We start from the raw sequence: 363 nt of genomic DNA on the forward strand, positions 1-363 counted from the left end.
GGATAACACGTAAACAATTTCTACATTTTATGTAAATAATATTTGTTTTTTAATATTTCAGGATTAAATTTTTCTAGGATAATAGAGTTATGAAAATAAATGAAAGATGGTTAACTTTTGTATTAATTGATAATAATAATTCATTTGAAGAAATGCTGGCTAAGATAGAATTGGCTTTTAAATGTAAATTATCCTGTAAAGATGATAAAGGCCGTTATATTGCCAGAGCGGAATTGGATAATTTTAGTATTGCCGTTATCGACAAAATTGATAGGCTTAGTCAATTATTATGTGATGAACATTATACTCTTGAAATAACAATAATATCTGATAAATACTTTAATTCTAAATTTGAAAATTACA

General features: G+C 24.2%; 1 protein-coding gene. It reads left to right on the top strand.

All coding sequences use genetic code 11. The features are described 5' to 3' along the window. Nucleotides 1–89: 89 nt before the first annotated feature. The coding region (locus A9G32_RS05505) for a hypothetical protein (protein WP_065640648.1) at nucleotides 90–363 on the top strand (274 nt) is incomplete at its 3' end.

The organism is Gilliamella sp. Gris3-2 (genome assembly GCF_001690345.1).
In the GTDB taxonomy this organism is placed as follows: domain Bacteria; phylum Pseudomonadota; class Gammaproteobacteria; order Enterobacterales; family Orbaceae; genus Gilliamella; species Gilliamella bombi.